This window comes from Mesorhizobium sp. WSM4807 (genome assembly GCF_055811615.1).
This window is the reverse complement of record NZ_JBVVQY010000028.1, coordinates 54,731-79,385: the sequence shown is the minus strand read 5'-3', so window position 1 is coordinate 79,385 and position 24,655 is coordinate 54,731. Positions and strand designations below refer to the sequence as shown.

General features: G+C 59.5%; 20 protein-coding genes and 3 pseudogenes. 8 read left to right on the top strand and 15 right to left on the bottom strand.

Features of this window, described 5'->3' with window-relative positions; all coding sequences use genetic code 11:
* Nucleotides 1–155: 155 nt before the first annotated feature.
* Nucleotides 156–260, top strand: a pseudogene (locus AC0L3N_RS27395) (transposase); the annotation flags it as partial.
* A 1-nt stretch (nt 261) separates the two neighbouring features.
* Here AC0L3N_RS27395 and AC0L3N_RS27390 read toward each other — a convergent pair.
* From AC0L3N_RS27390 to AC0L3N_RS27355, 8 genes are all read right to left on the bottom strand, one after another.
* On the bottom strand, nt 262–975 hold the full coding sequence (locus AC0L3N_RS27390; RefSeq protein ID WP_473550630.1) for an LssY C-terminal domain-containing protein: 714 nt from the start codon (nt 973–975) through the stop codon (nt 262–264).
* Nucleotides 976–1,084: 109 nt separating this feature from the next.
* The gene (locus AC0L3N_RS27385) at nt 1,085–1,588 is read right to left on the bottom strand and encodes an ion channel (protein ID WP_473550629.1); all 504 of its coding nucleotides are present in this window, start codon (nt 1,586–1,588) and stop codon (nt 1,085–1,087) included.
* Nucleotides 1,589–1,927: 339 nt separating this feature from the next.
* Nucleotides 1,928–2,665 carry a hypothetical protein gene (locus AC0L3N_RS27380; protein ID WP_473550627.1) on the bottom strand — a complete coding sequence of 246 codons (738 nt, stop codon included), beginning with the start codon at nt 2,663–2,665 and terminating at the stop codon, nt 1,928–1,930.
* Between the two features lie 114 nt (nt 2,666–2,779).
* On the bottom strand, nt 2,780–3,352 hold the full coding sequence (locus AC0L3N_RS27375; RefSeq protein WP_473550626.1) for an OmpA family protein: 573 nt from the start codon (nt 3,350–3,352) through the stop codon (nt 2,780–2,782).
* A gap of 27 nt (nt 3,353–3,379) precedes the next feature.
* Nucleotides 3,380–3,808 (bottom strand): hypothetical protein, encoded by a 429-nt coding sequence (locus tag AC0L3N_RS27370; protein WP_258118732.1) that lies wholly within the window; start codon nt 3,806–3,808, stop codon nt 3,380–3,382.
* A gap of 135 nt (nt 3,809–3,943) precedes the next feature.
* Nucleotides 3,944–4,333, bottom strand: a complete 390-nt coding sequence (locus tag AC0L3N_RS27365) for a hypothetical protein (protein ID WP_258118731.1) — start codon at nt 4,331–4,333, stop codon at nt 3,944–3,946.
* Nucleotides 4,334–4,390: 57 nt separating this feature from the next.
* A complete protein-coding gene (locus AC0L3N_RS27360; protein WP_473550624.1) occupies nt 4,391–6,016 on the bottom strand; it encodes a DUF1254 domain-containing protein in 1,626 nt (541 codons plus the stop codon).
* Nucleotides 6,017–6,135: 119 nt separating this feature from the next.
* The gene (locus AC0L3N_RS27355; protein WP_473550623.1) at nt 6,136–6,663 is read right to left on the bottom strand and encodes a hypothetical protein; all 528 of its coding nucleotides are present in this window, start codon (nt 6,661–6,663) and stop codon (nt 6,136–6,138) included.
* 2,005 nt (nt 6,664–8,668) lie between these two features.
* Between AC0L3N_RS27355 and AC0L3N_RS27350 the strand changes: the two genes are divergently transcribed.
* From AC0L3N_RS27350 to AC0L3N_RS27325, 6 genes and pseudogenes are all read left to right on the top strand, one after another.
* Nucleotides 8,669–8,944, top strand: coding sequence for a hypothetical protein (locus AC0L3N_RS27350; protein ID WP_473550621.1), 276 nt, complete (start codon nt 8,669–8,671; stop codon nt 8,942–8,944).
* 331 nt (nt 8,945–9,275) lie between these two features.
* On the top strand, nt 9,276–9,803 hold the full coding sequence (locus AC0L3N_RS27345) for a hypothetical protein (protein ID WP_473550620.1): 528 nt from the start codon (nt 9,276–9,278) through the stop codon (nt 9,801–9,803).
* A 513-nt stretch (nt 9,804–10,316) separates the two neighbouring features.
* Nucleotides 10,317–10,679 carry a tetratricopeptide repeat protein gene (locus tag AC0L3N_RS27340; protein WP_473550618.1) on the top strand — a complete coding sequence of 121 codons (363 nt, stop codon included), beginning with the start codon at nt 10,317–10,319 and terminating at the stop codon, nt 10,677–10,679.
* A gap of 185 nt (nt 10,680–10,864) precedes the next feature.
* A complete protein-coding gene (locus tag AC0L3N_RS27335; protein ID WP_473550616.1) occupies nt 10,865–13,024 on the top strand; it encodes a mechanosensitive ion channel family protein in 2,160 nt (719 codons plus the stop codon).
* Nucleotides 13,025–13,196: 172 nt separating this feature from the next.
* Nucleotides 13,197–13,361 (top strand): annotated as a pseudogene (locus AC0L3N_RS27330) (haloacid dehalogenase-like hydrolase); the annotation flags it as partial.
* A pseudogene (locus AC0L3N_RS27325) lies at nt 13,348–13,470 on the top strand (formylglycine-generating enzyme family protein); the annotation flags it as partial. The pseudogenes AC0L3N_RS27330 and AC0L3N_RS27325, both read left to right, overlap by 14 nt.
* Nucleotides 13,471–13,726: 256 nt before the next feature.
* Here AC0L3N_RS27325 and AC0L3N_RS27320 read toward each other — a convergent pair.
* From AC0L3N_RS27320 to AC0L3N_RS27290, 7 genes are all read right to left on the bottom strand, one after another.
* Nucleotides 13,727–16,006 carry a tetratricopeptide repeat protein gene (locus AC0L3N_RS27320; protein WP_473550615.1) on the bottom strand — a complete coding sequence of 760 codons (2,280 nt, stop codon included), beginning with the start codon at nt 16,004–16,006 and terminating at the stop codon, nt 13,727–13,729.
* Nucleotides 16,007–16,092: 86 nt separating this feature from the next.
* Nucleotides 16,093–16,659 (bottom strand): hypothetical protein, encoded by a 567-nt coding sequence (locus AC0L3N_RS27315; RefSeq protein WP_473550613.1) that lies wholly within the window; start codon nt 16,657–16,659, stop codon nt 16,093–16,095.
* A gap of 74 nt (nt 16,660–16,733) precedes the next feature.
* Entirely contained in the window at nt 16,734–16,979 is a 246-nt protein-coding gene (locus AC0L3N_RS27310; protein ID WP_473550612.1) for a hypothetical protein, read from the bottom strand.
* Nucleotides 16,980–17,005: 26 nt separating this feature from the next.
* The gene (locus tag AC0L3N_RS27305) at nt 17,006–17,761 is read right to left on the bottom strand and encodes a hypothetical protein (RefSeq protein WP_473550610.1); all 756 of its coding nucleotides are present in this window, start codon (nt 17,759–17,761) and stop codon (nt 17,006–17,008) included.
* Nucleotides 17,762–17,810: 49 nt separating this feature from the next.
* The gene (locus tag AC0L3N_RS27300) at nt 17,811–18,821 is read right to left on the bottom strand and encodes an HAD family hydrolase (protein ID WP_473550609.1); all 1,011 of its coding nucleotides are present in this window, start codon (nt 18,819–18,821) and stop codon (nt 17,811–17,813) included.
* Between the two features lie 84 nt (nt 18,822–18,905).
* The gene (locus AC0L3N_RS27295) at nt 18,906–20,594 is read right to left on the bottom strand and encodes an arylsulfatase (RefSeq protein WP_473550607.1); all 1,689 of its coding nucleotides are present in this window, start codon (nt 20,592–20,594) and stop codon (nt 18,906–18,908) included.
* Between the two features lie 237 nt (nt 20,595–20,831).
* The gene (locus AC0L3N_RS27290; RefSeq protein ID WP_473550606.1) at nt 20,832–22,916 is read right to left on the bottom strand and encodes an arylsulfatase; all 2,085 of its coding nucleotides are present in this window, start codon (nt 22,914–22,916) and stop codon (nt 20,832–20,834) included.
* On the opposite strand from AC0L3N_RS27290, the gene AC0L3N_RS27285 reads away from it, so the two are divergent.
* Nucleotides 22,836–24,653 carry a sensor histidine kinase gene (locus AC0L3N_RS27285; protein WP_473550604.1) on the top strand — a complete coding sequence of 606 codons (1,818 nt, stop codon included), beginning with the start codon at nt 22,836–22,838 and terminating at the stop codon, nt 24,651–24,653. The genes AC0L3N_RS27290 and AC0L3N_RS27285 overlap by 81 nt on opposite strands.
* The last annotated feature ends 2 nt before the right edge of the window (nt 24,654–24,655 follow it).

Here is a 24,655-nt window from a genome sequence, read left to right as displayed (position 1 = left end):
CTTCCCGAATACGCGTATGCACGGGGTGCACTCGACACCCGCTTGCCATTGTCAGACTTAAGAGCGTTAGCCCACATAGACGAGCGCGCACGAAAGTCAGGCCTGTCGCCGGATTTTTCGAGATTGATCCGTGTTGGCGTACCGTCTCCGCCCTAAATGCGCGAGCTCACAAGGTGGCCGGCGTTCGCGAGATCATCGAGGCGGCCGGCGCATGCCTACGCTATCTTCCGCCCTACTCGCCGGACCTCAATCCGATCGAGTCTAAATAGGCGAACGTCCTTTCAGCATACCAACGAGAGCCTTCCCGTCCGTATAATACGGATCCCCACCGCCGTTGCGGCCGTCTTTGGTGGCGCCAATTCCGGAAATCTCGTAACTGGAGGAAAGCTGTCCGGCTGCCGTCAGGTCGCTGATGACCAGATCGCGTTCCGCGTCGACATCGGGGCCTATGTGGTGGGTGATTTGGCCGGTGTCATGGCTAAGTCCGACGCCGCGATCGAAACTGGCCGAACCCAGCCAAAGCGGACGGCCATCACTGCCCAATTTCTTGGTCAGCCAGAAACGGACATGATTGCGCTGGTCCGCGCTGTCTCCGACCGGTTTTTCGAAAGCCAGGTCTTGCTTCCTTCCCTCAAAAAGCAAGGCGCTGACAGGAGCATCCAGGTCGGGTCGGTGGAGCACGACGCTGAGACCGATATCGATGGAAGAACGGAGCGTGATGGGGTCGGCAGGGTCCCAGTCAGCTGCCACGAATGCACGAATGACCTCTTCCTTTGTTCCGACGAGCCCGACGTTGATCGGATCGCCCGGGATATCCTGCTCGGTATGCGTGAGCATGCTGCCGAAGTCCGATACCCGTGAGGCATCTCGAAACACCCAGATTTCCGGTACGATGAAATAGGCGATGAGCAAATAGACGATCGCTACACCAAGTACAACGGTGGTGGCAGTCCGTATATTGGTTCGACGCCACATGGGCATTCTATCCTCTATTTTGCTCCGGGCTGCGGTGGTGCGGCAGCACCTCGCCAATTCCTACGCTGCCGGTCACGGAGAGGGCGGCGCTGCGCCCACTGACTTGTAGTCATGATTCTGGGTCAGTCCCTTCAGGAGGCCCGCGATCCCTCAGATCCTTGGCCCGCACTTTGTCGAGTTTGCCAAAATCGGTCATGATGCTTACCAGGACGCTCCCCGTCCAACCGAATGTGAACAACCCCGACATCGCTATGACCGGTCCGACCAAACGCCATCGATCAGGCAAACTAATGCTGCCCTCGCCGAGCGTCGTATAGCTCTCCAGGACGTAGTAGTAGCTGTCACGCATTGACGGGATTGATCCGGCCAAAAATATAGGGATGGCCCAGAGGAGCGTTTCGGCGAAATGCAAGGCTGCCAGAGACCCTATCGTGATGGCGAGCAACAGGTTGAGGCGCCAATATGCCGTGGTGCCATTCACCTGAACCCAAGACTCGCTGAAGCGCTGATGGATTGTCCGAATTCCCGCGCCGTGGACGAAAATAATGACAATCATTATCAACGTGCCGAAAACAATTTCCAAAACCGGCTTGGGAGCTGCCCCTTCGTCCATCGAGTTGTCTTTCTAGCCTAATGAATGCGAGTTCGATTGTTTGAAGGAAGCACTCTCGTGGGGATTTGGCCGTAGTTGCTAGTGCGGCCAGCACAATCGGGAGTGCGAGCCGGCTGCATCAGGCTCCACCTCCTGTCTGCGATTGGAGTTCGGTTGCATGTCGTCGGCCTGACTTAGAAGGCGCCATCACCCGGACCTTTACGTGTGTCGAACCAGAAACTTGCATTCTCCATAATTCGATGAATCCGGCAACCCGCGCGACGAACCAGACGGATGCCACGTCGTCGGTGTCGCGCGCCGGTTCGGCTGCATCGGATTGCGAGACGGCCGCGCTCGCCCTCAATAGCACGGCGGATAAGGGTAATATCCACAGTAGGGCGGATATGCGTATGGGGCGGCAGCGGCACCGACGGCAGCGCCAACAGCGGCCCCGGCAACTGCGGCCCCCGCGACAGCGCCAGCACCATACCAAGCGCCGTGATACACAGGGGCATGCCAGTAAGCGCCGCCGCCGTGATAGACGCCGCCGTAGCCGCCCACATGGGCGAATCCGCCGCCGCGCGGTCCACGAACCGCGAACGCATCAATGAAAAGAGCTGCCGGACCGCTCGCGCTGTTGAGACTGCCTTCCAGAACGGCAACGTCGAACGTCAGTGTGTTTCCCTCAAGTTTCGGAGCTTTGAGCGTAACGACGGCGTCGTTCACCTCCGAGCCGTCGCCCCCAAGAACTGAGACCGTTGCGTTCGGCGGGTCAATCGCGAAGTTATCCTTGCCCTCACCCCACTGCATAATGAATTGCTCGGTCGCAACATGACCTGCGGCGCGCACGGGACGATCTGCAAAGACGATCGAGGTTTTCGAAACGCCCGTCAGGACAAGCTTGCCGCCTTCGAGCGTGGCGCCCTGCGCATTGAGGACGGCCAGGGACGGGATCGGACCGGTCGGAGTAGCCGCGCCGATGGTCTTCTCCAGCGGGACATGCGGCTTCTTGGTTGTATCCTGGGCGACGGCTCCGGTGGTTGCCAACCCCAGGCCTCCGACAAAGAGCATCAGACGTGCGGCGTGATTGAATGTCATGGCAAATCTCCTCAGATGTTAGCCGCCTTCGGCGGACCTGATGTCACCACACTGGACGCCAATGCCCAGTATGAACGAAAGTGGCCGCAGAGCACCTCCCGATCCCGAGCGCAGCTACTTGACCACCCCAATATTGAGCAATTGAACCCGACGGTTGTCGGCCGCCTTCGGATTGGCCGCATCGACCGGCATCTCTGATCCCGCTCCAATCGCGAAAAGGCGATTCGGTGCCACCGAAAAGGTCGTCCCCAGCGCTTCCGCAATGGCTTCAGCGCGCCGTGCGCTGAGCTCAAGGTTGTGTTTGGCATCGCCTGTGGCATTGGTGTGCCCAACGACAAGAAATTTGTAGCGGAGCAGCAGCGGATGGTGGAGCGCGTCGGCGATCAAGCCAAGCGTCCTATAAGACCCGGGTTCGATTGCGACGGAGTTATTCTCGAAGTTGATCTCGACAAAGAACTGCGGGAGGGTCGCCAGTTGGCTCCAGTGGGGCAGACTGGCAATCCCCTTGCCCGGATTGGCAGCCAATTCTTGCGCAAGCATCGCCACGTCGATGGCTGATGCGGCTTCGGCGACCTGTCCTAACGTGTTGACGAGTTGATGTTCACTCAACTGCTGAGCCCCGGCGTCGCCGGCAGCGGCCAGTAGAACGGTCAGCGCCAAGGTATTGCGAAATCGACGAATAGACATTTTCTTTTCTCCCGGTCTCAACATGGGTCACCGCCATCCAGCATCGGTGATGGCCTGACTGCATTTCGCGCCGACGATACGCGTCGCCTTCAGGAGACATCCAAGAATGTGCGCCTTGCCCGGGACCACGCCTCTGCACGCCCGGGCCGCATCACGCGCACAGATCTTGTCGACGCTTGCCTGCGCCGCCAGTCGTAGCTGGATCGAGGCGATCACGTCGGCCATGGTCGAGGTGCAGGCCGGTGAGACCTTCGCCTGATGCTGCGCAAGGCAGTTCTGGATTCGCCCATTGCCGAGATTGAGGCCTTTGCAGAATTTCTTGACGTCGGCGCCGCACTCCTTGGCAAGCAATGTTGCGGCGTCGGCATAGCTGATGGTTTGCGTCCGCCCGACCCCGGTTTGGACAAGAACGGCAATCAGGACCGTTCCGCTAAGAACGCTCAGTCTCTTGGCCATGCGTCACTCCCATCTCTGGTTGCTGTCGTTCAAAAATTTCGCCTAACCGCAGACATCAGCTCACGGCGTCGGTTGGCGCATTCCCAATGAACGTTGGCCCATTGCTTGACCCGACGGAACGTAACTAACTGTATGCTACGGGCAGAATTGCAGTCGTTCCGCGAGGGCGAGGCGGGCGCACGAAATGAACAGGCTCTGAGTGGTATCACCGAGTCCGAATGTGTCGCCGTCAGGCGGCGGCAGATAATCCCGATAGGCGATCGGCAGGATGGTGCGCGAAATCATGTTCCAGTCTTCGCTGATGGAAATCGGAATGACTGGCTGAACGTTCGTCGTAAAAGCAAAGCCGTCATCGTCCGCGCCGGCGCCGACATCGAAGTTCATCTGAAACGGAACGCTGATAAGGCTCGCGATAGGATTGGAGAGCTGCTTCGCCAGTTCGTCGGCGTCTTGAGCGAACGACTCGCCTGTGTAGGCGATCAAGCACGCAAACGCAGCCAGTGCAGCGGCAGGACGGTCGGTCATCGGGTTCCCTCCCGAAAAGGAGCATGCGGCGGCTTGCGCCGCCGCATGCTCCATTCATCATTTCACCAGCTCGATCTCGCTCGGCCGCCATTCCTTGGTGAAGAACGTCTCCAGCGGGCTGTAGAGCCGAAGCAGCGTGAACCAGCCCTTGTCGGGCATGGTCTGGATCCAGTTGCCGCGTTTCACCCCCTCTGGCTGGGTCGGGCCGAAGTAGACCGTGGTGGTGCCGTCGGCGTCAGCTTCGGCGGCGGGCGACGGAAAGTTCTGGCTGCCGGCGCGGGGATAGCGCTGCGGCGTCTGGAGCATGGAGCGCGACTGGTTGTCATAGAGGGTGAACGACCAGAACGCGGCCGCCGGAATGTCCTTCGGCAGCGTTACCTTGTAGGTCTTGCCGCCATCGAAATAGTTCTTGTCGGCGTCGACGGCGCCCATGAGGTACTGCGAGCCGACCTTCGGGAGCGTCATGATCATGCCTGGCGAGTCTAGCGTGTAGCCGTAGTAGAACGCCGTCTTGGAGTTGAGCGTGGTGGCGCCGGTCGGCGGGAAAGGCTTGAACAGACCGTCGGAGCCCATCACTGGCGGCGGCGTCTCGAAATTGGCGCCGCCCTCCCAGAGCATGCTCCACCAGCCGGAGTCAGGGTATAAGGCCCAGCCCGGAACGTCGCTCCCGCGCCAGTTCAGCGCGCGCGAAGCGGCATTGCCGACGGCGGCGGCATCGGTGAGAATCTTGCGCATGCGATCGTCCGGAGCGAACGGCTTGCCGTGCACGATACCGATGGCGGCGAGTTGTCCGGCAAGTTCCTTGTTGTAGGAAGTGGCCGGCTGCTGCTGGACGTTGGCATTGAGCGTCTCGAAGAACCCGAAGTCGCTCGGCGGGATCGTGTTGAACGATTTCCCACTCCCCTCCACGAACTTGGTCTCCGGAATCGGCGGATCGGAGGCGAGCCCGACCGTGCCGTCGAGAGCGGTGGCGATGCTCGTGCCGTAGCCTCCGGGCTTATAGGGGTAGATTTTCATCGTCTGACGGATCATGTCGGCGGCCGGTTTCGGGTCTTTGCCGTCCGTCAGGTAAGCGCGAGATGCGTAGAGCGCGAGGGTCGTCTTGGCGCGCCCGACGAAGAAGCCGCCGTCCGGGAGCGGCCCGTCGTAGTCCGGAGGGACGATAAGGTACTTGCCGCCCGCACCGCGGTCAGGACCGGGGAAGCCGATGTCGATGACCCACTGGAACCACATGTCGTTGATCGTGCCGACCGACTTTGGAGGCTGTTCGATCACCAGCGGACCCTTCGTCAGATCGAGGCACCCCATATAGTAGACCGTGTCTGCATTTCCCGTGAGAAACAGCGAGTTCGAATCCATGAGCTCGGAGAAGACGATAATCGTGTTGGGGTCCGCTCCGATGCCTTGAAACCCCTGACAAAGCGCATAAGCCGACGCTCCGCCGAAACTGTTGACATAGGCGTCGAGCGCGTGCGTGAAGTCCAGGGTATCCAAGGCCTTCTGGACGGTCTCCGCACTTGGGGCGCCGTCCTTGAATTCGAGCGTACCGAGCGACGACTCAAGCTTGTCGGGGGTGATCAAGGCCGGCGGGATTTCGGTTTGGGCGGTGGCCCCAAACGTGCCGGCGAGGAAACTGGATGCCGCAAGAAACATCATCAGTCGAGTGCGTCTTGAGAATTTCATGGTCGGTCCTTTCATTTCGTTACAAATTTGATCGTGTTCATCCCGTGCGTTGTTGGCGCGAGCGGAAACAGCTCTGACCTTCGTGACTGCGCGGGTTCCGATTTCGGTCCCAGGGCGCGCTAGTACAAAACGGCTCTTCTGAACGATCGTCTTGCCACACCGGCATAGGATACTGGCGTCAGCGGCATGCCGATGACATCGATGAAGACCGACACCTCGGAGCCCTTTTCGGGCATCTCCCCCTCGATCACCTGGACTGCGTAGGAGAGCTGGTTTTCCTCCAGCTCCGGGTCCTTAAGGACCACCACGACCTGCCTGAGCTGGTCTCCCTCGAGGATCGACAGGTCGGCGTTCGGCGGATCGGAAAGGAAGCTGTCCTTTCCCTTGCTCCAGAACGGGATGAAGGCGGCGGTCTTCATATTCCCCGCGACGCGCTCCGGGCGGTCCGAGAAAAACAGCGTCGAGCTGCCGACATCCCACAGTGTCAGCCTGTTCGTCGGCTTGTGGTAGGTCATCGCGTCAGCGGTCTGCACAAAGAGGAAATCGGCCATCTCATCGGCCGCTTGCGCACGCCGAGCATTAAGTGAAGCAGCTGTCGCGCCGAGAGCCGAGGCAGCCAGCAGAAGATTCCGTCTTGTCGGGAGCATGTCGTACTCCTTGTCCGGTCCGCGTGTGTGAACGGCATGGTTGGCGCGTTTTGGGCGGAAACGTAAGTAACGGTAAACTACAGGCTATTCTGAAGTATCGAGCAGGTCCTACCATGGGTCATTTCTTCGGGAACAGAAGTGTAATTCTGGACCGGGGCTCCGCTGCCCTGAGTGCTAGCCAACCGTTGCTGGCGTAGAGTAAGGCAGCCCATACTCCATAGGGCAAGTCGCGGGGGTGTAACTTACGTGGGCAACTGTAGTCCGAACGGCAGCAATCGTCCTGAGGACGATGCAACCTGACCATGTAAAGGTCGGCAACGGGTGGATAGTGTTGAAATTGGCGCTGCCCTTCACAGGTGAAGACCAATGGGGCCTCATGATGCTTCTGGAAAGGGCCGGCGATACGTTTCCTATAAGATCACTTGTGCCATGCGGTTTTTACCATTGCGGCGACGCCAGGCGCAGTGACGAAGAAAAGGCTTTGACGCCCTCAAGGTTGCACAAGGCAACGTCACTGATCTTGCGCAATACCATCGAGGGCGAATCGGACAATTGAATCAAAGATGCTTGGCTGGTCACTGACGCATACTGGATTTCAAAAGCCGCGTAGCAGGGCAACTCGGAGCGTGCGCAAAATGCGCTACTTCGGCCATGTGCCAATATTGAGTGAGTGTCCGCAAGGGGTCGGCTACTGCCGCTCGACCTTGATCGCTTTAACGACCGCTCCTGGCGCTCCCTGCTCGTTCCATAGCCGGCACAGTAGACTGCGAGTGACCCGGGCGGCGATCATAATGATCGCCCACCAAATCAGCGTTTGTTCTCCGTTAGCGCTGTTTAACGCGAACCTCTCAAACATGGACGCCGAGTTAAGGCGCGGCCGTCCAAGTTACATGACGCGGAAGCCGGTCCTATCCTTTCCACATCGTCGAACGGAGAAGAGCCTGCATATGCTCTGCCAGATCGTGCTCACCGCGCGCCTCCGATCTTCAGAAGATATCGGGCCTTGGCCCGGCGATCACCTTCCCTGACCGCAGGATAGCGCATACAGCCAGCAGCGCCCTTCCCTCAGTCCGGCTGGCTCTGTCGTGGTCGCGGTTACTGCCGTCCATTTCGTGGATTGCCTTGCCGAACGCCGTGTACCCTGCCTTGTGCGCCTTTTATGGGCGTTCATGCCGACCGCGCTCGCTGCGAGATGTTCAGCAAATACCCCGTCACCCACGTAACTTACATTCCGCTACCGCCTCCATACGATTAGGCTACTGCGGTCCCGGGAAAACACGAATTGCGCCATGAGGATGGAAGACGAACCGCCCGATAGACGAAGAGCGGTCTCGGCTGCAGTGCGCCAGTTTAGGCTTTCGCCGCCTTTTGAAACAGTTTGGGGGCACGGAGCAGCGGCGCTTCGGGAACTGCGTGCCGCGTGCCAAGGAGAGCGCAATGAATAGCCGTCCAAGATCGTTGTGGATTCGATCCCTCGCCACGCGCGTTCTCTTATCGGTTAGTCTCGGAGGTCCTATTGCGACCGCCACAGCCCAAGACCAGAGCGCTGACGTAAGGATCGTTGGCGACCAGGTCCGAAGCCAGGCCTTTCCTTGCGACAATCCAAGCTCGGCTGAGCGTATCGAAGCGGAGTCCGCCCCCAATCACACCGTCTACCTGCTCAAGTGCGAGGGCGTGACCTACCGGGTGGTTCTGATTCCAGATCAAGCAGCTCAAGTGACCGAAGCTAAGTAAACCCGCCCCTGGCGGCGCGCTCCTGCATGGATCGATGCTTGACCGGATCGTAGTCCCTACAAGATCGTACACGCCTTGCAGATTGAGGCCTCGAAGATCTCGCGGACATCGAACTGACTGCCATCAAGGCTGACTGTCTTTGTCCCGCCTGCAATTCCACCTGTAGGATACAGTTAGTTACGTTCCCTAAAGCAAAGCAATCGGCCAAGGTGACGCGTTCCTGCATGGATCGCTGCTTGGACGAACTTAAAAGCAACCAGGAGAAATGACCATGAATCTCAAGATGCTTTGCACGGGCGCGATGGCGCTTTCGATGATGACCGGCGCCGCACTTGCCGAGCACGGCGGCGCCCTCGACGAGCCGACGAAAATGGCGCCCTTCTACACCGCTGCCGACATGAAGACCTTAAAATCGGAAGGCGACTTCAAGGCCGCTTGGGAGGGGTTGAAAGACGAGGATCGCGCCACGATAAAGCAGGAATGCGGCGACATACCCAGTGATGACCAGGGGCATGGCGCCTTCTGCACGATGGTTGGCCACCAGTAAACGCAGCCGGAAGTCGGAGATGGCGGGCAGCGTTGCCTGCCATTTTTCCATGACCGGATCTTTCCCTCAGCGCTCATGAGATTACTGGTGGGCGCGTTCATTCGGGTGACATTGCGGCTAACTAAACGACGCTTTCAGATCGACCCCGAAACTTCCGCTAAGCGCCCATGGGCTGCCGGTGGCCAACTTTGCCGAACGTCTGCCTAGGGGTCCGCAGCGCGCTGGCCAGTATTAACCCGTAGCTTACTGTTATTTACGTTTCCTCACGTGAGCCAATCGGCCAAGGTCGCTCAGCCACAGAACAATTTAACCGCACAAGAGGAGAATCTTTATGCGAAACTTCGTGACACTGATCGCGGCAACGTCAGTAGCACTTTCGTCTGGGATGGCAGCCAACGCACAAGATCAAAATCCCCTTCCCAAGGCCAGCGATGTGCTTGTCCGATACGGGGACGACGTCGAGGGCTGGACGGTCTATGCAAATCAAACTCGCGGAGATTGCTTGATCGTGCGCCAAGATGGGCCAAGTTCGGTGCAAATGGGCGTTACCGCAAATCACGAGGTCGGGTATCTTGGCGTGTTCACGAAGGAGGATATCGGCCTTCAGAACGGGACCAAGTCGGAAATCTTCGTCTCCATCGGCGGCCGTCTCTACGAGGGTGTGGCCACCAGCACGAGCGGCGAACTCAAGGGCGGATATTCTGGCGGCTACATCTTGACAGACGACCCGAATTTCAAGCGCGACGTGGCGAAGAAATACGAAATGATCGTGTTTCCGGAAACCGAGGGGACCTTTGTCGTCGATCTGAAGGGGACTTTCAAGGCAATGGCAATGGGCCGCAAGTGCCTTACGAAATGACCGCCGCTCTGACCACTCATTTGCCTTTCATGGGTCCGGAGAACCGTGAAAGTAGACGCTAGGTTGGCGTTTGAAACAGGATTGGTAATTCTGTTTCACCTGACGCCTAATCGGGCACCGGCGCTATGTATGTCTTGGGTGGCGCGGAGCACCAGGTCCGCCGGCCGCGGTCGCGGGTCATCGCCCAAGCCACTCAGGGCGAGGAGGTCGCGTCGACCTTAATCAAGACGCTCCGTGCGAATGGACCCACGGCTTCATCTCCGACTTCTTCAACACTATCGGTCTGATCCTGACATCGCTGTGGTCCTATGATGTCGCTACGAACCGCAATGTTGACGCAGTAAGCCATCCTGCGAACGACTATCACGCGATAGCCATTGCCCTTAGGTCGGATGTCGGTTTGGCACGGCCCGAATTCCGTTCTCTCGGAATGCGTTGTGAACCGCCTTCAGTGCCGCCCGACGGATCTCGGATTGCTTGCCCGGATTCGCCGTAAACTTTGCCCGAATGACCATGCCGGGAAGCATCAACCTGATGATCGAGATTGCCGGCCAGGCGGCGGCGCGCGGAGACGATGCAGGCGCCATTGAATGGTATCGGAGGATACTTGACGCTGACGGTTCCCAGCGTAACGCGCTCGCCGGGCTTGGAGTTTCGGCGTTGCGGCTCGGAGACTATGACCTGGCAATTGAAGTCAGGGCAAAGCTGCCCAGCCATGAACCCGCCAACGCTCAGGCCTATGCGGTCATCGCCATCGCTTACTACGCAAAAGGCGACTATGATCGGGCAAAGGAGAACGCCGCCAAGGCCCGTGACATAGACCCTTCCATCCGCTCGGCGGATGAACTCGACCGGCATGCTAGGCGGCCGAGCTGACTGACGGGGAGGCAGCGGGCTACTCGAGGGACGAAATCGCGAGATCCAGCTCGCCAAGCATGCCTCAAAGCATGAAAGAAAGTGGAGCTTTGGTGATAATGTGGTTCGACGGATTGGTTGTTATTTGGGAGCCTGCTCGGTGGCTGGGTAGATCAATCGAGATCGGATTTTCGCGGGAGGGCAGCATGAGAGCGATCGAGATATCCCGGCAAAAGTCGCCATTTTTGGCGGTGTGCGTCATGGCCGCGCTGGCATTGGTGTGGTTGACGGCAATGGGCAGCGCCTCGATGGCGCAGGCGCAGCAAACTTCGACCATGCCGGTGGCGGATGAAAAATTTCAGGCGTTCATCAAGATGCTTGATGATCCCGACATCCGCGCGCGGCTGGACGCCATGGCAGTGCCCCCTGCGGACAAACCAGGTGCGCCAGCCGCCTCGCAGATGGCGGTCTGGGACAGCCTCATTCGCAGCCATCTCGTTGCGTTGCGTAACGCGGTTCCGCGCATCCCGGGCGAGGCCGCAAACGCCGTCCGAATTGTGAGGTCAGAAATCAACAACCGTGGGTTCGCCACCATACTTGTTCTCTTCGCAGCCTTGCTGGCGCTTGGCTTCGGAGCGGAGTGGCTATTCAAGCGTGCGGTGGGCGGAGTGAAGCAGCCTGGCTCGGGCCAGGCAGCCGATGCAAGCGCCGCACGCGAGGCCAATCGTGCCGCCCGATTACTCGCGGAACTGGCACCGCTCGTCGTGTTTTCCCTCGTCAGCGCTGGGGTTTTCCTGGCCTTCGATTGGCCCGCCTTGCTGCGCGTTGTCATCCTGACCTATCTGGTCGCATTCATCGTCGCGCGGGTGGTGATGGCCATCGGCAGGATCCTGCTTGCACCGAATGGCAGCGCCATTCCGGCGGGACAGGAGAAACCGCTCCGGCTTGTTCCGGCGAGCGATGCCGAAGCCCATTTCTGGTATCGCCGGCTGGCCGTTTTCACCGGCTATCTGATGGCCGGATGGGCGACCGTCAGCCTGCTTCCGCACCTGGGCTTTTCGCCGGATGCAACGCGTTTGATCGCCTATCTGCTGGGCATCGGGCTTCTGGTCCTCGCCGTCGAGATGGTCTGGCGGCGTCCAGGCGGCCCAGCGACCACACAGCGCATAAGCACGAGGGAATGGCTCCTTACCATCTACCTGGTTCTCCTCTGGGGGCTCTGGGTCGCCGATCTCAACGGCGCGCTATGGCTCGGCATCTATGCCTTGCTATTGTCAAAGGCGTTGACCATCGCCGGCCATGTGGCAGAGGCGCTGGTGGTCCGGCCGGACAATGCCACCTCGGCGAATTCCGTTCGCACAGTGCTGATCAACCGCGGCGTTCGCGCGCTGGTGATCCTGCTCGCGGTGCTGTGGCTGAGCGTGGTCTGGCGCCTGGACCCAGGTGTAATGGCAGAAGGTAATACCACGATAAACCGCATCGTGCGCGGCCTGTTCCACGGTGTCCTGATCTTGCTGGTTGCCGATCTCATCTGGCAACTGGCGAAAGCCTATATCGGCCGGACGCTGGAACTGGCCGCGGTCGACGACACAATCACGCCGGCTGAGGCGGCACGCCGGAGCCGGCTCAGGACCTTGCTGCCGATCTTCCGCAACATCCTGGCTGTGCTGCTTGCTACTGTGGCCGTTCTCATGGTGCTTTCGGGGCTCGGCGTGCAGATCGCTCCGTTGATCGCCGGCGCGGGAATCTTCGGGGTTGCCATCGGCTTCGGCTCGCAGACCCTGGTCAAGGATGTGCTCAGCGGCGTCTTCTACATGCTCGACGATGCCTTCCGGGTCGGTGAGTACATCGAGAGCGGCAGCTACAAGGGAACCGTCGAATCCTTCAGCCTACGCTCGGTGAAGCTGCGCCATCATCGCGGCCCGGTGTTCACGGTTCCGTTCGGCGACCTTGGCGCGGTGCAGAACATGAGCCGCGACTGGGTGATCGACAAGTTCAGGATCCGGGTGTCGTTCGACACCGACATCAGGAAGGTGAAGAAGCTCTTGAAGGGTATCGGCGCGGAATTGCTTGCTGATCCTGAACTGGCGCCGGAGATCATCGAGACGGTGAAGATGAAGGGCGTCGAGCAGTTCGGCGACTTCGGCATCGAGCTGAGCTTCGCCTTCATGACCAAGCCCGGTCACCAATTCGGCGTCAGGCGCAAGGCCTACACCATGATCCAGCAGGCGTTCGCAGAGAACGGCATCCATTTTGCCCAGCCCACGGTCCAGGTGGGAACCGATGAGAAGCAGGCGGCCGTGGCTGCGGCTAATGTGATATCGCTTGCCCAGCAGAAAGCAGCCCAGCCTGTACAGGGTGAATAGAAAGCGGCGATCATCGAGTCGGCGTCGAGAAGCAATGGTTGAAGCAAGGACGTCGGTTGATCTGTTGACTCTTGTAAATGTGCGACTCTGGCGGACCAAGATGTTCACGCACGGACCGCTCAGTGTGAACGCGCCTGGCTCGAAAAACGTGCCGGATTTGGTGAAGAACACCGGCATACCGCCCGAGCAGGTCGTCGGCAGCAGCGGCAAGACCAGTTTCGAAATGCGCGACGGGTCACCGGTGCTCATGCGGTTGCCGGAAATCAACTTCATTGACGACAAGGCGGGCAAGCCTGTCGGCATCCACCAGCACATCGGTCGCCGGCCAATCGCATCTTTGCGCGCCCAACTATTGCCGGCGCTACCGCCCGGCCGCGCGGATGGCGCAGCCGATCGATACGTCGACGTGCCATTTAGGTTTCCGCTGCATTGCACGCAGAACGTGACAAATACTGCAAAAAAGGCCCGGCCTAAGGCTTGCCGAGACAGACAGGGAGGATCGAAGCATGACGGGCAATGATATGTTGAAGGTCGGCGCTGCGGCGCTGGCGCTGCTGCTTGCCGGGTTTGGCTCGGCGCATCCTGTCTTTGCACAATAACAGGTCGCGTCAGCTGACGGCAGAAAAGGCGGAGCTTATGCTCATTGAACAGGAAAGTTAGGCCAGTAGCTGCCGCTGGCTGAATATCTGCAAGCGTTCCCACTCATCGGCTAGCGCGCAATTGCACGATCAAGTCGGCAAGTTGCGCGTTGTCCGGTTGCTGCCGGGCAAGTTCTTCAGCCAGTCTCAGCGTTTCGGGGTAGCGCCGCAACTTAAGCCCAAATTGAATGGCGGTGCCGAGCAGGTTCGGATCGGCGGGGCCGTTGGTGACCGATTCGCCAAGCATTTGGAATGCATCGCCTGTGCGACCGACCGAGTCGAGAGCTATTGCAAGCGTGGTCCTGTATTGAGCATTGGCTGGAGCTAGCCGCACCGACGCCTCGAACTCGCTGATCGCGCCTGTCATGTTTTTCGCGCGAACCAGCGACAGAGCGTGACCGTATCGGAGCAGCGGATCTTGGGGCGAAACCTTAATGGCCTCAGCATAAGTGCTTTCCGATCTCTCGATCTGGCCGGTCGCCCTGTAAAGTTCGGCCAGATTGGCGTGCGCTCCGGCGAGACTGCCGTCGAGCGAGATGGCGCGTCGAAGCGCAGCTTCCGCTTTATCCGCTTGACGCTGACCCATCAGGAAGAGGCCGTAGGCATTCTGTGCTTCGGCCATGTCCGCATTGGCCTGCACATAGACGCGCAGATCCTTCAGCGCGACCTCGAAACTGCGACGCTGATCACCGAGCAGATCATTCGTCGGCGCATTGCCGAGAGCGGTCACGGCGGCCACCCGGACAGCGCGCGTCTCGTCTGCCAGGAGGTTCCCGATAGCCTCCAGCCGCAGTTCAGGCGGGAGATTGCTTGCAGCCTGCGCCGCACCCAGCCGGACGAGCGGATCAGGGCTTGCTACCGCGGCAGCCACATCTGCAAAAACGGCATCGCCGCCGAGGCGTCCCATCTCGACGATGGCGCTGCCTTTGACGATGCCCGCCTGTTCCCGGTCGGCGACGAGCGCACGCAAAGCTTCGATCGCTGCCGGATCGTTTTGGGCGGCACCTGCGAAGGCATGGGCAATCGTCGGGCGCTCGCGCCAGGCCGTGCCGTACCATTCGTCCATCGTTTCCGCCGCCCACGCGTTCGTCTGGTTTGCATGGCAGGTCGTGCAGGCGTTCGGAGTGCCGTAGGCGATCGACAAATCGGGCCGTGGAATGACGAATGAATGGTCGCGCCGCGGGTCGACCTTCATGTAGGCGCGCTGGGGCATGTGGCAGTTGGCGCAAAGGGCGCCGGCCGCGCCTGCCGGATGGTGGGTGTGCGCGGGCGTATCGAAACTGCCGCTCGGGTCGAAGTTGGTAAATCGCTCCGGCTTTGTCTCGGCATGGCATTGCGTGCAGACAGCGTTGCCATCGGCCTTGAGCGTCGCTTCATGCTGCTTGTGACAGTCGAGGCACACGACGCCGGCTCTCGCCATCTTGCTCTGCTGGAACGACCCGTACTCGAAAACCTCGTCCAGGATTTGACCGTCTGGAAAGTATAGGTCCGGGCGCAGCAGGCTCGGCGAGAAATGATCGAGAAAGGCCCTTCCTGGCCCGTGGCCGTTGAGAAGTTTCGTGCGCCGCGAATGGCAGCCTAGGCACACATCCTGGTCGACTGGGGCGAGGCCGAAGTTGGCGAGCGATTCAGAAGTACCCGCCTCAGCCCATTCCACATGTTTCGCGCCGCCACCGTGGCATGACTGGCAGCCGATGCTCGTCGCGACATAGGTAGATTTGTACTCTTCGGTCTCCGGCTGAAAATTCGCCTGAGGATCGGTGGAGTGACAGTCGATGCAGGTCCGGTTCCAGCGATAGAAGGGTCCGGTCCAGTGGTAAGTCGTGCCGGGTTTTGCGGGCTTGCCTGTGCCGAGCCAGAGCCATTCCCGTCTGATCGTGTCCCAGGCGATATCGAGCGCTTGCAGCCTGCCGCCGCCTATGTCGACGAGGTACTGCTGCAGCGGTTCGTAAGCGAAGGTGTATTTGACTTGAAACTCGCCCTGCCTGCCGTCCGGTCCCTCGGTCCGAACGAAAAACTGGCTTCCCCGTTTGAAGAAGGTCGTCAGGACGCCGTCATGCTCGTAGCGAGCACCATCGAAGTTCGCGCGCACCGTGCTGTCGTCTGCCACAGCCATCGCCTTGGCATGGTTCGATTTGGCGAAGGCCGCTGCCTGGTCCGCATGGCATGAGACGCATCTTTTTTCGTCGACGAACCCGTCGTGAATGGAGATCCGTGGATCAGATGTGGAACCACCTATTTCTGCAGCCAGACCGGCCCTGGGCGTAGCTATCACAAGCAAGGAGCCCAGCGCTGCTATTGCCAGACTAGCAGCGGCTCGGCCAGGCAAGTTACGGTCATTCATGATGGGCTTCGCTCGGTTGGCATGAGCACGCTGTAATGCCAATCACCAGCTAGGACGGGTGATGGGGCAGGCGCTCGAACGAGCGTCTAGAAAGAATGGGCATAGCTTAGTTCGAAGCCTATCGTGTCCGGGTTCCAGTCCTTCCAGTTATACTGGACCTTGCTCGAAACTGAATTGTGCTCGTCCAGTTTAAAAGTGAAGCCGGTCGCAAGCTGCGGCGTTAGGTAGTCGTCATCGACATCGAATGCATCGCGGTATCGAAACGCAATGGCATTCCAGGTCACTGTGTTGTTGAGCTTTATATCAGCCTCTCCGCGCAGCACATAGTATGCAATGTCGTCGCCGTCCCCCGATACCTGCATCCGTGCGCCAACCCCGACGCTGCCCATGACAGAGACTATATCGTTGAAATGAACTCGATAGCCTGCCGTAGTTTCGAGGTTTGCGGTCGCGGAGTTGCTGAAGGCAGTGTCGGAATATTGGACCGAGGCACCCAGAATGACGCCGACATCAAACGTGTGCGACGCGCTGATATCGACCTTGGTGCTTTGCGGAACGCCCAGGTCCTGTTCCTGCCGGTCGGACGTCACCGATATTCCTAGGGACGTGCTTTCTGCCATCGCGTCGGATGTTGCGCCCAACACTGCCAGCACCGTCAAAATCCTGATAGTTCTCGCCTCCCGAGGATGCTCAACGACAAGCGGGACGCGCATTCGAGCATGTTGGTTCACGTTACGCTCGCACTCAGTTTGCCACGCCCAAATTGATGAGCTGCACACGCCTGTTCACCGCAATTGCGGATCTCGTTGTTGCCGAGATTGAGGCCCCTGCAATATTTCTTGATGTCTGCGCCGCAGTCTTTGGCAGTTACCGTGATGGCGTCGCCATAGCTGATCGTTTGCGCTCGCCCAGGGCCGGCGAGCGCAAAGGAGGCCATCAGGATCAGACCGCTGAAAATCATCTTGTAAACCATGCTCAGCGTCCTTGTTGCAGATTGTCTCAATAGCACGGGGGATAAGGATAATATCCACAGTAGGGCGGATATGCGTATGGGGCGGCGGCACCGACGGCAGCGCCAAGAGCGGCTCCGGCAACTGCGGCCCCCGCCACAGCGCCAGCACCATACCAAGCTCCACGATAGACAGGAGCATGCCAGTATGCGCCACCGTGATAACCGTATCCGCCACCATGCCAGACCGCGCCGCCGTAGCCGCCCACATGGGCGAATCCGCCACCGCCCGGTCCGCGAAACGCGAAGGCGTCAATGAAAAGTGCCGCAGGCCCGCTCGCATTGTTGAGACTGCCTTCCAGAACGGCAACGTCGAACGTCAGCGTGTTCCCCTCAAGTTTCGGCGCTTTGAGCGTAACCACGGCATCATCCACCTCCGAGCCGTCTCCCCCAAGAACTGAGACCGTTGCGTTCGGCGGGTCGACGGCGAAGCTGTCCTTGCCCTCATCCCACTGCATAATGAACTGCTCGGTCGCAACATGACCGGCGGCCCGCACCGGCCGATCGGCAAAGACGATTGAGTTTTTCGAAACGCCGGTCAGGACGAGCTTGCCGCCGTCGAGCGTGGCGCCCTGCGAATTGATGACGGCGAGCGACGGAATCGGTCCTGTCGCCGTAGCCTGGCCGATCGTCTTTTGCAGTGGCACGTGCGGCTTCTCTGCGGAATCCTGTGCCATTGCGCCGGCAGTCGCCAAAGCCAGTCCGCCTGCGAGGGCTATCGTGGTCATGATGCGATTGACGTTCATAGAATTATCCTCTCGTTTAAGTGGCGGAATCCAAGCGTCCCCACGCTGGCTAGTTTCCCGGAAAGATCTGCTTCCAGTCGGCCTTCATGTCCACGATCGTCCATTTGTTGATGGCCGCGGCGTCGAGAGCCAGGTCGAGATGGCCGAACTCGCTTTTCCGGTCGTAGGCATATTCGCGCTCTGCGTCGGTATGATGAACGATCAAGCCGAACCGCGGACCGTCGGCGAGAGTCGTCCATTGCAGCATTTCAAGATCACCGTCCGAGTTGCCGAATGCGGCGATAGGCCTGCGACCGATATGCTCCTGAATGCCGACCGGCTTGCCGGCCTTGTCGTCGATGAAGTTGACCTCGGGCAATCGAAACAGCGTGGGGTCGTCGTCCTTCATCGCGAACTTCGTCTTGATCGAAGAGCCGACCACCTGTTCCGGCGGAACGCCGTAAACCTTTTCCGTCCAGGGGCGCATGAACTCGACGCCGCCGCCAGACACGATGAAGGTTTTGAACCCGTTGGCCCGCAGATAGGCGAGAAGTTCGAGCATCGGCTGGTAGACCAACTCGGTATAAGGCTTCTTGAAGCGTGGATCGCGCGCGTTGGCGATCCAGTCGGTCACGATTGTCTGGAATTGCGTGACGGTCATGCCGGCGTGGGTCGCCATGATGAGTTCCACCAGGCCCTTTTCACCGGCTGCTGCGAGCGCCTTCATGTCGCCTTCGAGCACGGCCTGAAACGGCTGGGTGGTCGCCCATTCGGGATGACTTGGCGCCTCGGCTTTTACACGGTCGAGCGCGAAGGCGAGTTGCACATACATCGGATGTTCGACCCACAGCGTGCCGTCATTGTCGAACACCGCGATGCGTTCGGGCTCCGGCACGAAGTCGGGCGAACCCTCCTTGCTCACCTTCTCGACGAACTCGACGATCGCAGCCTTCGGCGAGGTGTCGTTCCAGGAAGGCAGCGGATCAGACTGGGCAATCGCCGGAACACACAAAAGCAACGCCACCGCGATACCAAGCGCCATGCTACGGATCAGCTTGAGGAAATCATTGATTGCGGACATCGAAGATCCCTGCTGTTTGGCGGATTCAAAGTGAATGTCAGCTTCCGGTGTGGCGGCCCCGGTCCTCCGAGGCCGCCATAGGCATCAGTTGCCGGGTTTGTTCCGGATGGCTGCATCGATCTTCTGTTTGACCTCCGAAAGGTTAAAGGAGGCCGGGTCCTGCATCGGAGGATAGTCGATTGCAGTGAGGGCCAATTTCCCGACCACCTCCTGAACAGAGACGAACCGCCAGAACTCGCGCCCCATGAAGTCCATCATATAGCCAGCGCCTTGGTCGTTGAGGCTTTGCTCGCCAATCGACGGCGTGCGTTCAAAGGGGTCCTGACGGAGGTTGACCATGGTGGGCATGTTCGTCGTGACCTTCCCGCCAGGCCAGCCCTGCGGCTGCTGATAGAACTGGAACTTGAAGTTATCGACGCGAAGTGCACCCAGCTCAGGACCTTCGAAGTAGAAAAATTCATGACGTGCGGACGGCCCGTTGCCCTGCAGCAGGTCCAACTGATTGTAGCCGTCGAGGTGGTTCTTGTAGGTTGCGTCTCCCAGCTTCACGCCTTTGAGAAGCTGGTCGGTGATGTTGGGGTTGCCCGCTGCTGCAACGAGAGTGGGGAACCAGTCCAAGGCGGAGAAGATGCCGTTCTCGACTGTGCCCGGCTTGACTTTGCCCGGCCAGCGAACGATCGCCGGAGCGCGGAACCCGCCTTCGTACACCGTGCCTTTGGTGCCCTTGAACGGGGTCATGCCGCCATCGGGCCAGGTGAAGACTTCAGCGCCGTTGTCGGTGGTGAAGATGAGAATGGTGTTGTCCGCCTCGCCCGCATCCTCCACGCACTTCGTGAGGGCACCGATACTGTCGTCCATTTGCGCGATGCCTGCTTCTTCCAGGCCATAGTTGGTATCGCTGTTCATCATGGCCTGGTATTTCGGAGACAGGAACGTCCAGACGTGCATGCGCGTGGTGTTGTGCCAGACAAAGAACGGCTTGCCGTCCGTCTTGGCCTTGTCCATGAAATCGCACGAATGCTTGACCAGGACTTCGTCGAAGGTCGTCATGTCGTATTTGGCCTTCGGCGTGATGTCGTGCATGTTCGGGACATTGGACATGTCCGGGTATGGCGCGAGGGGGCCCTCGTCCACGATCCGCTGTTTGCCGACCTTGCCCCAGCGCGGCTGTTCAGTCGGGTCGTCCGTTTCGGTTGCGAATGAATGGACCAGATTTCTCGGCCCGACCTTGTCGCGGTAAGACTGGTCGTCGGGGAACGAATACCAATAAGGGTCCGACATCGCGTCGAGGTGGTACAGATACCCGAAGAACTCGTCGAACCCATGCAGGGTCGGCAAATACTTGTTCAGATCGCCGAGATGATTCTTGCCGAACTGGCCAGTGGCATAACCCTCGACTTTGAGGGCAGAGGCGATGGTCGCCGCCTTGTCAGGCATGCCGACGTCCGCGCCTGCCTGTCCGACAGTCGTCAAGCCCGTACGCAAAGGAATTTCTCCGGTGATGAAGCTGGCGCGGCCCGCAGTGCAACTCGCTTCCGCATAATAGTCGGTAAACCGCATGCCTTCGGAAGCAAGCTTGTCGAGGTTCGGCGTCTTCCCGGACATGATGCCCTGGTGATAGGCACCGATATTGAACCAGCCAACATCATCGCCCATGATGACGAGGATATTGGGTTTTTGGGCGTCCTGAGCCTGCGCCGGCGCTTGCGCGCCCCATAGAACCGCCGCGGCAGCCAAGGTCCCAATGCTGTAGTTAAGGATCTTAAAACTCATGTTCAGCTCCTCCTGCTGGGATAAAATCTCGCCAACCGTTCGAATTGGAACGATTCCGCGCCCGTGCGCCCCTGGCTTGATCAGTCAGCACACAAGGCTGACGCTACGGTAAATCCGAGCAACGCTTGATGATATTGTCCTTTGGGGAAGTCGATCGGACCGTGCGCCTGTTGGGTGGCGCGCAGCCGGGCTCACGCACGACCGGACGCCCTGGGGCGTCCGGCATTGGCGGGTGCGTCAGTCGTGACCTGTCTTCATGCTCCGGACTTGCGCCATCACTTGCTCCAGATTGTAGCTTGCAGGGTCCTGGAGCGGCGGGAAGGCGATGTAGGTCTCGAGATGCTTCAGCCACAACTGCTGGCCGATGGGCAGGATGTTCCAGTCATAGACGTAGGCGGTGGACGGTGACGCGATGGAGCCGCCCATACCGAAAAGTGTCTTGATCTGCTGTCCGACCGAGGTCTCGAACGGATCGCGCTTGATGTTGACGACCTGGGTCCAGGCAAAGGGCATTACACCGTTAATGAACCCGGCTGGGTCATCCGAAACCATCGCGAAGTACATCTTCCAGTTCTTGTAGCGGACCGCCGACGGCTCCTTGCCGGAATAGTACAAGAAAGTGTCGCGCACGGATGGCGACTTCCCTTCCAGGAAGTCCCGCTGATCGATGCCGTCGAGAGTGGTCTTGACGACATTCGGATATTTGCCCGTTTCGATCTCCTTCTTCAATCCATCACCCTTCGGGCCGCCTGCGATGTTCACGAGCGTCGGCAGCCAGTCGAGCGCCGAGAACATGTCGTTCTTGACGGTGCCGGGCTCGATGTGCCCCGGCCAGCGAACGACCAGTGGTGCCCGCATGCCGCCTTCCCAGGTGCTGAGCTTGCCGCCCTTGAACGGGGTGGTGCCGCCATCCGGGAAGGTGATCGTCTCGGCTCCGTTGTCGGTGGTGAAGACGACGATGGTGTTGTCGAGCTGGCCCATGTCTTCCAGCTTCTTGAGGACGACGCCGATGTTGTCGTCCATCTGCTTCATGCCGGCTTCGTTCATGCCCCAGTCCTTGCCGCCGGGCTCGCCGATCATATTCAAATATTTGTCAGGCAACACTGTCGTGATGTGCATGCGCGCCGGGTTGTACCAGACGAAGAAAGGCTTGTCGGTCTTCTTCGGGTCGTTTCGGTCGAGGAAGTCGACGACCTTGGCAGAGATTTCCTCGTCAATGGTCTTTGACCGCTCCAGCGTCAGCGGACCCTCGTCCTTGCAGGACTGATTTGCCGGGGATCCGTCGGAGGATGTGCACGCGAGCATTGGACGGGGCGGCGTCAGACAGGTCGTGGTCTTCGGGTCCACGGCCGCCGGGTCTTCCGCCAAGCCGGGGATTGGCGTGTTTTTGCAAGCGGGCGCGATCCCCTGCTCGGTAGGCGACTTGTTGATGTCGGGGAAGCTCACGCCCTGCATAGCGTCGAGGTGATAGAGGTAGCCCCAAAATTCTTGGAACCCGTGTGCCGTCGGCAGGGATTCGGTGGTATCGCCGAGATGGTTCTTGCCGAACTCACCTGTCGAGTAGCCGAGATCATTCAGGAACCTGGCGAGGTGAGGCGTGCCGGCCCGCAGGTAGGACGGGCTTCCGGGAATTTCCGGCAGGACCATGCCGACGCGCACCGGCTGCATGCCGGTGATGAAGGCGGTACGCCCGGCAGTGCAGCTCTGCTCGGCATAGTAGGTCATGAATTTCGCACCTTCCTGGCCGATGCGATCGATGTTGGGCGTTTCGCCGACCATCAGGCCCTGATGATAGATGCTGGGCTGCATCCAGCCGATATCATCGCCCATGATGAACAGGATGTTGGGCTTTTGCGCATCCTGGGCCTGTGCCGGCGCATGCGCGCCCCAAAGAACCGTCGCGGCGGTCAAGATCCCGATGCTGTAAGTAAGAATTTTAGAACTCATGTCAGCTCCTCCTGCTGGGCGAAATAAAATCGCCAATCGCTCGAATTGGAACGATTCTGCGCCTGTGCGCCGGCCTTTAATCAGACGGAGCGCGCAAGCTGACGCCACGGTAGCCCCGACGATGCGATGGTGATATTGTCCTTTGGGGAAGTTGTTCAGGTGCAGATGCGGTAACGCTGCCCGATCTACTTCCCGGCTAAGAACTTGGGCTACGAGGGGACATCCGTCATGCTTCGCGATCCGCCTGTTCGGTCGCGCCGACGCGTGCAGAACGCGGTCGGGTTCCTTGCCGTTATGTTGGTCGCCATTTTCCTGGCTTGCGGCTTTGCGACCGCTGAAATCGTCGGTTGGTCCCCGCGCGTGCTCATCCTCCATCCGTATGACGAGTGGCTGCCCGCGAGTGCGATTGCCGGAGATAACGCCAGGGAGCGACTGCAGGAGGCGACGGCCGGCAAAATCGATCTGTTCTCGGAATATCTGGACCTATCGAGGTTTCCCGAGCCTGCTCACATCGACCGCATGGCACGGTACATGGCCGAGAAATACTTCGATCATCGCCCGGACGTCGTGATCGCGCTCGGAGAATCGGCAACCCGTTTCATCGTCAATAACCGTGAGGCGATCGCGCCCGACGCAAAGATCGTGTTCTGCGGCTTCGGGCGTGACAGTGCTTCGAAACTCAACTTGCCGGCAGATGTCGTCGGGGCTTTCAGCGAATTCGATATTGCCAAGACGCTCGAATTGGCCCGCGCCCTCCAGCCCGACGCCGAAAATCTTTTCATCATTGGTGGTTCGGCAGCTTTCGATCGCACTTGGCTTGACAGCGCTAGAACCGACCTCGCGGTCGCTTCAAAAGATTACGCAACCACCTACTTGGAAGGTTATTCGATCGATGAATTCGTGGAGCGTGCCTCCCACTTCCCACCGGACAGTATTGTCCTGTTCCTCACCATTCTTGCCGATAGTACAGGCCGCAACTTCCTGCCCAAAGACGCTTTAGGAATAATGGCGGCGAAGGCCAGTGCGCCGATTTATGGACCCTATGACACCTACGTTGGTCAAGGTGTCGTAGGCGGAAACTCGGTAACCTTCGAGTCCTTGGGAAACGCGGTCGCCGGCTTGGCTTTGGATGCACTCGCGGGAAAGCCGATCACAGACATCGAAGTGCCGCAAACATTCTTTGCCGACGCAAGGCAGCTAAAGCGATGGGGCCTGTCGGAAAGCGCGCTTCCTGCAGAGACCGCGTTGAGTTTCAGAGAACCTACGCTTTGGGAGCAGCATGGCGATTTGGTCGCGGGAGCCATTGCCCTGGTCGCCTTACAGGCCCTGATCATCACTGGGCTGCTCTTCGAGCGACGCCGGCGTTTCGCCGCCGAAGGTGAATCCAGCCTACGTCTCCTTGAGCTGGTCCACATGAATCAGTCTGCAACCGCAGGCGCATTGTCGGCATCGATCGCTCACGAACTCAACCAGCCGCTGGGCGCCATTCTCAGCAATGCCGAGGCAGCGGAGATGATACTCAAGGGAAAGACGCCTGATCTGGATCTCATCCAGCAGATTTTGGCTGACATCAGGGACGACGACCAGCGAGCAGGCGATATTATTCTTCGCCTTCGGGGTATGCTGAAGAAAAGGAGTGAGATCGACTGGCAGGAGTTTGACCTCAATGAGGTCGTCGACGGCGCCATTTGTATCTTGCGCGCTGAAGCCGCTAAGAAACAGGTGGCCGTAAGCGCCGAGCAATCCACGGGCAGACTGCCGGTTCGCGCCGACAAGGTTCATCTGCAGCAGGTCATCCTGAATCTCGCGACCAATGCAATGGACGCGATGGTCGAATCGGTAACAGCGAACCGCAAGCTTGTGTTTCAGACGGCGTTACAGGGCGATGCCAGGGTCGAGATGTCGATTTCAGACACCGGCAGGGGCATCCCAAAAGACCATCTCGATAGTATCTTCGCAGCATTCTACACGACAAAGCCAACCGGAACCGGGCTGGGGCTCTCCATCGCTCGCGCGATCGTGGAAACTTACGGTGGAAAGATCTGGGCGGACAATCGCGTCGGCGGCGGCGCGGTGTTCCGCTTCGTCCTGCCGCTCGCGGAGGCCACTTGAAC

Excerpts from the sequence above, each read along its gene's own strand:
- AC0L3N_RS27385 (WP_473550629.1), bottom strand. The coding sequence starts at position 1,588 with ATGGACGAAGGGGCAGCTCCCAAGCCGGTTTTGGAAATTGTTTTCGGC.
- AC0L3N_RS27285 (WP_473550604.1), top strand. The coding sequence starts at position 22,836 with ATGTTGGTCGCCATTTTCCTGGCTTGCGGCTTTGCGACCGCTGAAATC.
- AC0L3N_RS27340 (WP_473550618.1), top strand. The coding sequence starts at position 10,317 with ATGCCGGGAAGCATCAACCTGATGATCGAGATTGCCGGCCAGGCGGCG.
- AC0L3N_RS27320 (WP_473550615.1), bottom strand. The coding sequence starts at position 16,006 with ATGAATGACCGTAACTTGCCTGGCCGAGCCGCTGCTAGTCTGGCAATA.
- AC0L3N_RS27305 (WP_473550610.1), bottom strand. The coding sequence starts at position 17,761 with ATGAACGTCAATCGCATCATGACCACGATAGCCCTCGCAGGCGGACTG.
- AC0L3N_RS27390 (WP_473550630.1), bottom strand. The coding sequence starts at position 975 with ATGTGGCGTCGAACCAATATACGGACTGCCACCACCGTTGTACTTGGT.
- AC0L3N_RS27370 (WP_258118732.1), bottom strand. The coding sequence starts at position 3,808 with ATGGCCAAGAGACTGAGCGTTCTTAGCGGAACGGTCCTGATTGCCGTT.
- AC0L3N_RS27295 (WP_473550607.1), bottom strand. The coding sequence starts at position 20,594 with ATGAGTTTTAAGATCCTTAACTACAGCATTGGGACCTTGGCTGCCGCG.
- AC0L3N_RS27380 (WP_473550627.1), bottom strand. The coding sequence starts at position 2,665 with ATGACATTCAATCACGCCGCACGTCTGATGCTCTTTGTCGGAGGCCTG.
- AC0L3N_RS27310 (WP_473550612.1), bottom strand. The coding sequence starts at position 16,979 with ATGGTTTACAAGATGATTTTCAGCGGTCTGATCCTGATGGCCTCCTTT.
- AC0L3N_RS27375 (WP_473550626.1), bottom strand. The coding sequence starts at position 3,352 with ATGTCTATTCGTCGATTTCGCAATACCTTGGCGCTGACCGTTCTACTG.
- AC0L3N_RS27335 (WP_473550616.1), top strand. The coding sequence starts at position 10,865 with ATGAGAGCGATCGAGATATCCCGGCAAAAGTCGCCATTTTTGGCGGTG.
- AC0L3N_RS27345 (WP_473550620.1), top strand. The coding sequence starts at position 9,276 with ATGCGAAACTTCGTGACACTGATCGCGGCAACGTCAGTAGCACTTTCG.
- AC0L3N_RS27355 (WP_473550623.1), bottom strand. The coding sequence starts at position 6,663 with ATGCTCCCGACAAGACGGAATCTTCTGCTGGCTGCCTCGGCTCTCGGC.
- AC0L3N_RS27360 (WP_473550624.1), bottom strand. The coding sequence starts at position 6,016 with ATGAAATTCTCAAGACGCACTCGACTGATGATGTTTCTTGCGGCATCC.
- AC0L3N_RS27300 (WP_473550609.1), bottom strand. The coding sequence starts at position 18,821 with ATGTCCGCAATCAATGATTTCCTCAAGCTGATCCGTAGCATGGCGCTT.
- AC0L3N_RS27365 (WP_258118731.1), bottom strand. The coding sequence starts at position 4,333 with ATGACCGACCGTCCTGCCGCTGCACTGGCTGCGTTTGCGTGCTTGATC.
- AC0L3N_RS27350 (WP_473550621.1), top strand. The coding sequence starts at position 8,669 with ATGAATCTCAAGATGCTTTGCACGGGCGCGATGGCGCTTTCGATGATG.
- AC0L3N_RS27290 (WP_473550606.1), bottom strand. The coding sequence starts at position 22,916 with ATGGAGGATGAGCACGCGCGGGGACCAACCGACGATTTCAGCGGTCGC.